Raw genomic sequence first — 9,723 nt, 5'->3', positions numbered from 1 at the left:
AATGATCAGCATCCTGTGAATCACATTTTTAGCCCAATGGGTACCCCGTGAGTCTGATCAAGAAACGGTTGGTATAAAAATGGGGAGATTACCTGGGCATCAGTAAAGCGATCACTCTTCATCAGAATCTCCTCATCCTCACGCTGAGAAAATTCTCATCCAAAATCCACTCTTTTTATGAGGGGATTACCGGGACACTGATCATGGAGACACCCAATAACGTAAAAAGGACGCGGGCTTTCATAAACATTATTCCCCTTTTTATTATATCGATCGTAAGCGTCCGGTTCTCGCACGCTTGAAGCCGAAGCATAAAGTCCTCGATCTGCTCACATCGCAGAGCGAAAGCCACCCCAAGAACCTGAAATCAGGCAAAAGACAAATCAGTCAACAGGCCTTGGGAAATATCTATATTATCTATTTCGTAGAATTATAATAAAATATATTTATAAAATTAAGAAATACGATGATTTTATTAATAATAGTTAATTTAATATTAATAACTTTCTATCTCCCGTTATACAGCCTTTCCGCCAGAAAGTTATGCTGCCGTGTAACATCGCGAATATCCAAAGAAACAAAATGCCCGTCCCGGATAAGAATCTTTCCATTCACCATACTGAAAGATACGGATGTCGGATTACAGAACACCAGAGCCGCAACCGGATCGCTCTGGGCTCCGGCGTAATCCGGCCTGTATACATCAAAAGCGATAATATCGGCCGCCTTACCCGGCTCCAGACTGCCAATATCACCCCGCCCCAGAACCCCGGCGCCACCACGTGTGGCCAGAGCCAGAACGTCACGGGCCCTGAGCATCACAGCCTGATCATCCTGGGCAGAAAGCAGCCTCGAAACCAGCATCGCCTGCCGGGCCTCAGCCAGCATCCCTGCACCATCATTCGAGGCTGAACCGTCCACACCCAGCCCCACAGGGATCCCATGCCCGCACATCGCAGATACCGGTGCGATCCCTGATGCCAGACGCATATTGGAACACGGACAATGGGCAACACCCGTCCCGGTCCGACCGAACCTGGTCATGCCATCCCCATCCAGCCGGACACAATGCGCATGCCAGACATCCGCCCCCAGCCAGCCGACATCTTCCGCATATTCCGCCGGCGTCTGACCAAAGCGCTCTCTGCTGTAATCCACATCATGCTGATTTTCTGCCAGATGCGTATGCAGCCGCGTCCCTGTGGCACGGGCAAGATCCGCCATATCCCGCATCAGCCCGCGACTGACGGAAAAAGGCGAACACGGCGCCCCTCCGACCGTCAGCATCGAGAATGGCTCAGGATCATGATATGTCTCAATCAGCCTGAGCGTATCACGCAGAATCTCATCCTCTTTCTCAACCAGACTGTCCGGCGGAAGCCCTCCCGCACTCTCCCCGACGCTCATACTCCCGCGACAGGCATGAAACCGCATCCCCATCCCGGCTGCAGCCTCAATCTCATCATCCAGCCTGCATCCGTTTGGAAAAATATAGAGATGGTCGCTGGTCGTCGTGCATCCGGACATCAGAAGCTCAGCCATCGCCGTGCGTGTCGAGGCCCGGATCATATCCGGCGTAAGACGCGCCCAGATCGGGTAAAGCGTCTTCAGCCACTCAAACAGAGACGCATCCTGCGCCTGCGGAATCACCCGTGTCAGAGACTGGTACATATGATGATGCGTGTTCACCATACCAGGCATCACGACATGTCCGGTCATATCCAGAATCTCGTCAGCCGGCGGAGTTACCGTATCCGCTCCGCCAAGGGCGACGATCTGCCGCCCTTCCGTCACGATCCACCCGTTCTCATATTCCGTCCTGTCATCATCCATCGTGACAAGTCTCAGAATATTCCTGAACAGATATCTCCGTGACATCACCCGATCTCTCCCGTCCTGCGCCTCCCTCCGTCAGCAGGACAGCAGATCAGAGAGAGCGGCAAATATAGCGATACAGGAATGGTCCGCCTTTCCCTATACCCGGCGGCGAAAACTGTCAGGATCGGCATCATCCCACCACCGGCGAAGCCTCTCGTGAGACGTACCCGCGAGCAGTTCGCCCTCCTCCACAAACGGATACAGCTCATCCATCTGCCGGGCCTCAGCCACGTTGATTCGATGACGCAGATGCCACGGACGGAATTCGTCCGGCGAATTCAGTCCCGCGGAAACGACAATCTCATGCAGCGCGGCAATGGTCGATTTATGAAAACGCGCAACACGCTCAGCTTTTTCCGGAATCACAAGACCACGCTGACGTGCAGCGGACTGCGTCGCAATCCCGGTCGGACACGTATCCGTATGACAGCGCATCGACTGGATGCAGCCAAGAGAGAACATGAAACCACGCGCGGCATTACACCAGTCAGCACCGAGCGCCGCATGCATCGCCATACCGGCAGCCGAGGTAATCTTGCCGGAAGCCGCAAGCCTTATACGGCTTTTCAGCCCGCTGCCGACCAGTGCATTGCGCGCCATGATAAGCCCCTCACGCAGGGGCATACCCATACGGTCGGACAGCTCCTGAGGCGCGGCACCGGTTCCGCCTTCCGCCCCGTCCACAACAATAAAATCCAGAGTAATCCCGGTCGCCAGCATCGCCTTGACGATCGCAAACAGCTCATGAGGATATCCCACACACAGCTTGATCCCGACCGGCTTCCCGCCGGAAAGATCCCGCATCCGGGCAGCAAATTCCACCAGCTCCTTCGGAGAGGAAAACGCACTGTGACCCGGGGGTGAAAGACAGTCCTGCCCTTCAGGAACGCCACGGGTCTCGGCAATCTCCTTCGTCACCTTCACTCCGGGCAGCAGCCCGCCATGCCCCGGCTTGGCTCCCTGGGACAGCTTGATCTCCGTCATCTTCACCTGGTCCGAAGAAGCCCGCTCACGGAAAAGCTCCGGATCAAACCGGCCTTCCTTCGTGCGGCACCCGAAATAGCCGGACCCCAGCTCCCAGACGATATCCCCGCCATGCCTGCGGTGATACGGCGAAAGTCCGCCCTCACCCGTATCATGATAAAACCCGCCCTTTTTCGCACCCAGATTGAGCGCCTCAATCGCATTCGCGCCCAGAGCACCGAAACTCATTGCCGAGATATTCAGACGGGATGCGGAATAGGGCTTCGCGCACTGATCGGACCCCACATGCACACGCATTTCCTTATCCGCCGCCGGATTAGGAACGACGGAATGCGCCAGCCACTCATACTCTCCGTCATAGACATCAAGCTCAGTCCCGAAAGGATGCGCATCGACCGTCCCCTTCGCACGGGCATAGATCAGGCTGCGATCATCCAGACTGAAGGGACGTCCGTCCAGATCACTCTCAACGATATAGGAGCGCAGAAAGGGACGCAGCCATTCAAAAAACCATCGGAAACGTGCAGCCCCCGGAAAATTACGCCGCAGACTGTGCTCGGACTGAGCAAGATCAATAAGGCAGATCACCAGAAGCGGTACGGTCAGAATCAGCCCCGCAAGAAACAGGGGATGAAACGGAGCCAGCAGCACAATCGCACCGGTCAGCACGATGCCGATCCAGAAAAGACTGTTCCTCTCCGGTGATTTATCCGTAAAAAGCGCTGCTGTAAGACCGGGTTTCCGCATTCTCTGCCTCCGGATGACCGGCCCGGAACATCCGGACCCTCAGACCGGCGCACACCATAGCGTCTGCGGGCGGAAATGGATAAACACAGTTCCGATATGAGGCTATCGGGCCAGCAGATGCGCAGAGGACTGCTCCGCCTGCGCAACCGTCGGAACCCCCTTCACACCGTCATCCGTGCGGTTCCACCATCCGCCGCCAAGAGACTGAAACAGCCCCGCCGTGTCCGAAAGACGCGCCCCGCGTGCCTCAAGCAGCGTCATCTGGGACTGCAGCGCCGCATCCTGCACCGTCAGAAGCGTAATCTGGCTGACATCCCCGAGCTGCTTCTGGGCCGTGGCAATCCGCGCACTTTTCAGAGCCGCGTTCTCAGCCTCCGTCGCCGCCCGCAGGAATTCGGCATCATTGCGGACCGCGTTCAGACTGTCCGTCACATCCTGCACGGCCGATATGATCGTCTGTCGGTATGTCTGGGCCGCCTCCTCATACCGCGCCCGCGCAGCCCGCTCCTGATGAAGCAGATTGAAACCGTCAAACAGCGGCTGCGTCACCATTGCTGCCAGAGTCCACTGGCCAAAGCCCGGTGTCGCCATCTGCGCGATGGAAGCGGCAGCAAAACCCGGAGAAAAACCCAGCTGCACATTGGGCAGACGATTGGCAATCGCCACACCGACCTGCGCACAGGCCGAGTGAAAATTCGCCTCCGCCGTCCGGATGTCCGGGCGCTGCAGAATAAGCCGTGACGGCAGACTGACCGGCAGTTTGGAGGGAAGCTGAAACCGGTCGAGATCAAACTCGGGAAAACCGGTCTCCGGCATATCCCCCGACAGCGCGGCAAGCTGGTCATGCAGCTCCGCCAGCCTCTGCTTCAGCGCCGGAAGCGTCGCCTCCGTCTGCGCCAGCAGTGTGCGCTGAAGTGCGACGTCATTGCCCGACGTCTCGCCAAGACGGTTCTCCATCTCCGCAATGTCCAGCAGCTTCCGCTGATGCGCGATCATGTTTTCCGTGGTGGCGATCTGCGCCCGCGTCATGGCATCCCCGATCGCCGCACTGACGACCCCGCCCGTCAGTGTCAGCCAGGCCGCCTGAAGCTGATAACGCCAGGTCTCACGCTCGGCAGCCGCGGATTCAACCTGCCTGCGGATACCTCCCCAGAAATCAGGGGCATAGGAAATATTCAGCTGCGCCGTGTGAATCGTATAAAGCCAGGAATTGGCTATCGGCACGTTCGAATAGGCGCGGGAGGTCTTGAACCGCGCCGGATTGAACATCCCGCTCACCTGCGGCCACATCTGACTCTGCGCGGACATTTTCTGTTCCTGCGCGGCAATCAGCGCCTGCTCGACAGCCTTCAGCGTCGGACTGCGCTCAATGGCCCGCCTGACAACACGGTCCAGATCCGGATAACGGAACAGGGTCCACCAGTCCGCCGGAATATCACCCTGCACGAAATGCTGAATCTCTCCCTGCGGCCCCGCAGCGGACTGCGTCGCGGTATCCCGCCCCTGCTGCATATAGGATGTCTGCGGCGCCACCGGACGATGAAAATCCGGACCGACCGCACAGCCCGACAGCAGACAGGCCCCCACAGCAACGAAGGCCACAGGACCACGCACCGCAAGCAGCCTGCCCGACAGCGGCATCATGAACGCTCCTTCCGCATGGACCGGGCCATCTCGCGCCGTTCGAAATAATCTTCCAGCTCGGCATAATAGGTCGGCAGAATGAACAGCGTCAGAATGGTCGCAATCCCCAGTCCGCCCACCACCACCGTGGCCAGACCGCGCTGAACATCCGTCCCGATCCCCGTGGCAATCGCGGCGGGAAGCATGCCCACACTGGCCACCGTCGCAGTCATAAGAACCGGCCGGAACCGCTCCCCCGCCCCCTCAAGAACCGCCTGGCGCAGATCCATGCCTCCGGAACGGAGATGATTAATGTTCGAAACCATGATGATGCCGTTCTGAATCGCCACGCCGAACAGGGCAATAAAGCCCACCGCGGTCGCAACATTGAGCGTCTCGCCCCGCACATGCAGCGCGATCAGCCCCCCCAGCGTCGCCAGCGGAACAACCGCCAGAACAAGCAGAGCCTGACGCAGCAGGCGGAACTCACCGAACAGAAGCACGAGCATCACGGCAAACATGATGGCCAGCGCCACCTGAAGCCGCGCCTGCGCCTTCTGCTGCTGCTCGAACGTGCCCGCCCATTCAAGGCGATAGCCCGCACGGTCGAAATGCACCTGCTGATCAATCCGCTTCTGCGCGTCAGACAGATACTGCGACAGCGGACGGGAGCCGTTATTCACACGGATCGTGATCTGCCGGTGCGTATATTCATGGGAGATATTGCTCTCCCCGCTCTCATAGAGAATGTCAGCCACCGAGGCGAGCGGGATATGCGCCCCCGTGGCGGAGGCAAGCGGAATCTGCCCCAGCCGCTCACGGCTCGATGCCTCCTGCTCCCCCACCCGGACCGTCATGTTGTAGGTTCTGTCCCCGACATAGATCTGAGACACCGGCGCATCACCGATCGCATTCTGCACGACATTCATCACGTCAGACGCCGTCACCCCGTAACGCGCCAGAGCCGTGCGGTCCGCCCGAATGTTCATCTCCGGAATTTCCGGCTCCTGGAAGATCGACGCATCCCGCGTGCCCGGAACCGTCCTCAGAATATCGACAATCTGATTCCCGACCCGGCGCAGCTCCCGGAAATCCTGTCCGTACACACGAAGCACCAGAGGCGAATGCGCACCGCCCGCCTGGTCATTCATGCCGTCTTCAATCGGCTGGCTGATATCGAAGCTGATCCCCGGAATCTGCAGAAGCCGCTGACGCAGCTTCCGCTCGAACATCGCTTTCGTCTCACCATGTGGCCATGTGGAATACGGCTTCAGCCCGACAGGGATCTCGATATGAGAGGGCGTCCAGGGATCGGTTCCCGAATCATTGCGCCCGAGCTGTGTCACGACATAGGACGTCTCGGAAAATCCCTGAATCGCGCTGCGGATCTCACCGGCCACCTCGCTGGATTTATCGAGCGAGATACCGGACGGAAGCTGCACCTGAATCCACAAAGCCCCCTCATCAAGCTCCGGCAGGAACTCACGCCCCGTCGTCGCCCCCAGGATGATCACCGCCACGAACGCCGCCGCACCGCCGATATAAGCCATCGCCGGACGCCGCATCGCATGATCCAGAAGACGGATATACGCGTGATGCAGCCACTCCAGAGGCCTGTTGCGGAACAGACGGTGCGGATTACGCAGCGCAAGATAGGCCAGAGACGGCGTCAGAAGCGTGGAACAGAGCAGCGCACCGAACAGCGCGAAACTGACGGTAAACGCCATCGGATGGAACAGCTTGCCCTCCGACCCCGTAAATGCAAACAGCGGACTGTAGGCAACGATGATGATCAGCGTGGCAAACAGGATCGACTTCCCTGTCTGGTTCATCACGCTGAGCACGTCCTTCACACCCAGAACCCTGTCAGGCTCTGTCTCACGCATCCGCAGCACAGCTTCGGTCACGACAATCGCGCCGTCCACCACGACACCGAAATCCACCGCACCGAGAGAGAACAGATTGGCCGGCATCCCAAGAAGGGTCATGATGATAAAGACAACCGCCAGAGCCAGCGGGATCGTAATCGCCGCCACCAGCGCGCTGCGTATGCTGCCCAGAAACAGCAGAAGAACAAACACAACCAGGCCGACACCCTTGACGACGGTGTCCATCACCTTTTCCGTCGTCGCGTTCACAAGCGTATCACGGTCGATATACGGCACGATCCGCACACCCGCAGGCTCAAGCTGCTTCTGAAGACGGTCCACCTCCCGGTGTATCCGTCGCAGAACCTTGGACGCATTCTGCCCCGTCAGCATCGATACGATCCCCTCGATCGTATCCGGATTGCTGTCCTTGCCCAGAATGCCCTGCCGGACCTGATGCCCCATCTCCAGAGTGCCCAGATCGCGCAGGAAAACAGGCACGCCGTTATGCTGGGACACCGCGATATTGCCCATATCGTCAAGCGTGCGCACCAGAGCCGACCCCCGGACGATATAGGACTGCTCGCCCCGCGTCAGACGCCCGCCACCGGCATTGGTGTTGTTGTTACGCAGCGCATCCATCACGTCATTGATGCCGATGCCGTAACGCTGAAGCGCGTTCGGGGCGAGAACGAGCTGATACTCCTTCGTGAATCCCCCGAAATTATTGACCGAGGCCACACCCGAAATCTGCTGCAGGGCCGGAAGAACGACCCAGCGCTGGATATCCGAAAGCTGCATCAGGTTCTTCGTATCGGACTCAAGCGTATAGCGGAAAACCTCACCCGCCGGGCTGGTCACGGGACCAAGCCCGGGCAGCGCGCCATACGGAAGGGAAACCTGGGCCATCCCCTCCGTCACACGCTGCCGGGCAAAATAAATGTCCGTACTGTCCCTGAAGATCATCGTGATCAGAGACAGACCGAAGGTGGAGGAAGACCGGATATCCACCACACCCGGAGTGGCCGCAAGCTGGCGCTCCAGAGGCGTGGTGATCAGCTGCTCGATCTCTTCCGCAGCCAGTCCCGGAACCTGCGTCGTGACCTGCACCGTCGGCGCGGCAAGATCGGGGTAGGCCTCGATCGTAATGCCACGCCACGCAAACAGCCCCCACACCGCAACAATCAGCGCCCCGGCAAAAACCAGCCTCCGGTTCTGAAGGCAGGCCGCAATGACAGCATTAATCATCATTCAGCAGCACCGCACCGCGGGTCACGACCCGCTCCCCGGCCGTCAGACCTTCCGCAACGCGGACCAGAACATCGTCATCATAGACAACCTTCACAGGCCTGCGCTCGAACACCAGAGGCTCAACCTCCACAAAAACCGTCATCAGATCGTTGTTCATCAGAAGCGCCGACTGCGGCACCTCCACCACGGCCGGACGCGGCTCCTGTATGGTCATGGTCGTAAACATGCCCGGACGCAGTCTCCCGTCACTGTTATCCAGCTTCACATGCACACGCAGGGCCCGCGTGTCCGGCATCAGCTCCGGCTCAATGCCATCAATCGCCCCCGAACGCACAACCCCGGGCCATGCCGGAAGCCTGATCTTCACGGCCTGCCCCATCTCCACGCCGCGAATGTAATCCTCCGGCACGTCCGCCACGGCTCGGACCGTCTGCAGATCCTGCATGGTGACAAGAGGCTGGCTCGGATCCGTCACGTTCATGCCGCTCGCCACATTGACCGCCCCGATCACCCCGTCCATGGGAGAAAGAAGACGGATCTCACCGCCCGACACCGGATCGGCAGACAGAGAGACCACCCGCGCCTTTGCCCTGAGTTCCTCAACCTCCGCCTGGCGCGCCGTATCCCGCGCCGCATCGAGATCCTTCTGCGCGCCGCCGCCCGCCCGCAGAACGCCCTGAATCCGCAGCAGGGCCTGATCCGCCAGAACGGCCGCGGAATGCGCCTTGCGTTCGTCACTGATCGCCTGGGCCGCATCCCCCGACAGAAGCCGCACCAGAAGCTGCCCTTTCTTCACCGGATCACCCGGACTGACGGGAACATCCAGAACCCGTCCCGCAGCCGGCGCCAGAATTCCGCTGCGGGACGTGATCGTCTCGATCTGCCCCGGCACCGTCACACCCCGTGTCCAGGGACTGGAAATCACCTTCTCCACCTTCAGCCGGTGATCAACCGGAGACCCGGCTTCCACGACAATCTGCCCCCGCTCGTTCCTGTGCACGGAACGGACGCCATCCGCATGGGCAACGCACGGGAGCAGCACAAGCGCAGGAAGCAGGCCTTCCCTCAGGCAACGAACCCTCAGGCGACGAAAAAGCGACAACAGGAACACGGCTGACTCTCACCAGGAAAAAACCCCGGAGACCTCTCCGGCACAACGGCAGACACACCTCTCGAACCCTGACTTACCCGTTCCGTGCCTGTCGCACGAGAGGGGCGGAAAACCTGTCAGAAAACTGTAACCGAGGTGTCACAAAAAACCCTTGTCCCGTAAAACATGTTTCCCTTTCATACAACCACGGACCGCACGGAACCGGTCATCGCGCGTTTTCCGCAGTTGCGTCAGCCGCAGACCTCGCGCAATTAAACGCCA

The 9,723-nt window shown here is 59.3% G+C and carries 5 protein-coding genes; all 5 read right to left on the bottom strand.

Annotated features, from left to right (window positions below):
• Positions 1 to 507: 507 nt before the first annotated feature.
• Positions 508 to 1,878 carry an 8-oxoguanine deaminase gene (locus tag LOC54_RS03595; RefSeq protein ID WP_279312464.1) on the bottom strand — a complete coding sequence of 457 codons (1,371 nt, stop codon included), beginning with the start codon at positions 1,876 to 1,878 and terminating at the stop codon, positions 508 to 510.
• Between the two features lie 96 nt (positions 1,879 to 1,974).
• Positions 1,975 to 3,609 (bottom strand): FMN-binding glutamate synthase family protein, encoded by a 1,635-nt coding sequence (locus LOC54_RS03590; RefSeq protein ID WP_279312463.1) that lies wholly within the window; start codon positions 3,607 to 3,609, stop codon positions 1,975 to 1,977.
• A 102-nt stretch (positions 3,610 to 3,711) separates the two neighbouring features.
• Positions 3,712 to 5,253, bottom strand: coding sequence for an efflux transporter outer membrane subunit (locus LOC54_RS03585; RefSeq protein ID WP_279312462.1), 1,542 nt, complete (start codon positions 5,251 to 5,253; stop codon positions 3,712 to 3,714).
• A complete protein-coding gene (locus LOC54_RS03580; protein ID WP_279312467.1) occupies positions 5,250 to 8,348 on the bottom strand; it encodes a CusA/CzcA family heavy metal efflux RND transporter in 3,099 nt (1,032 codons plus the stop codon). Before LOC54_RS03580 ends, LOC54_RS03585 begins: the two co-directional genes overlap by 4 nt.
• Positions 8,341 to 9,462 (bottom strand): efflux RND transporter periplasmic adaptor subunit, encoded by a 1,122-nt coding sequence (locus LOC54_RS03575; protein ID WP_279312461.1) that lies wholly within the window; start codon positions 9,460 to 9,462, stop codon positions 8,341 to 8,343. The genes LOC54_RS03580 and LOC54_RS03575 overlap by 8 nt, the downstream gene beginning before the upstream one ends.
• Positions 9,463 to 9,723: the final 261 nt, after the last annotated feature.

Source organism: Acetobacter sp. AN02, from assembly GCF_029759835.1.
GTDB lineage: Bacteria > Pseudomonadota > Alphaproteobacteria > Acetobacterales > Acetobacteraceae > Acetobacter.
This window is presented reverse-complemented; position numbering and strand designations above follow the sequence as displayed.

What these genes read in the sequence shown, in the direction of transcription:
- LOC54_RS03595 (WP_279312464.1), bottom strand. Translation starts at nt 1,878, where the DNA reads ATGTCACGGAGATATCTGTTCAGGAATATTCTGAGACTTGTCACGATG.
- LOC54_RS03590 (WP_279312463.1), bottom strand. Translation starts at nt 3,609, where the DNA reads ATGCGGAAACCCGGTCTTACAGCAGCGCTTTTTACGGATAAATCACCG.
- LOC54_RS03585 (WP_279312462.1), bottom strand. Translation starts at nt 5,253, where the DNA reads ATGATGCCGCTGTCGGGCAGGCTGCTTGCGGTGCGTGGTCCTGTGGCC.
- LOC54_RS03580 (WP_279312467.1), bottom strand. Translation starts at nt 8,348, where the DNA reads ATGATTAATGCTGTCATTGCGGCCTGCCTTCAGAACCGGAGGCTGGTT.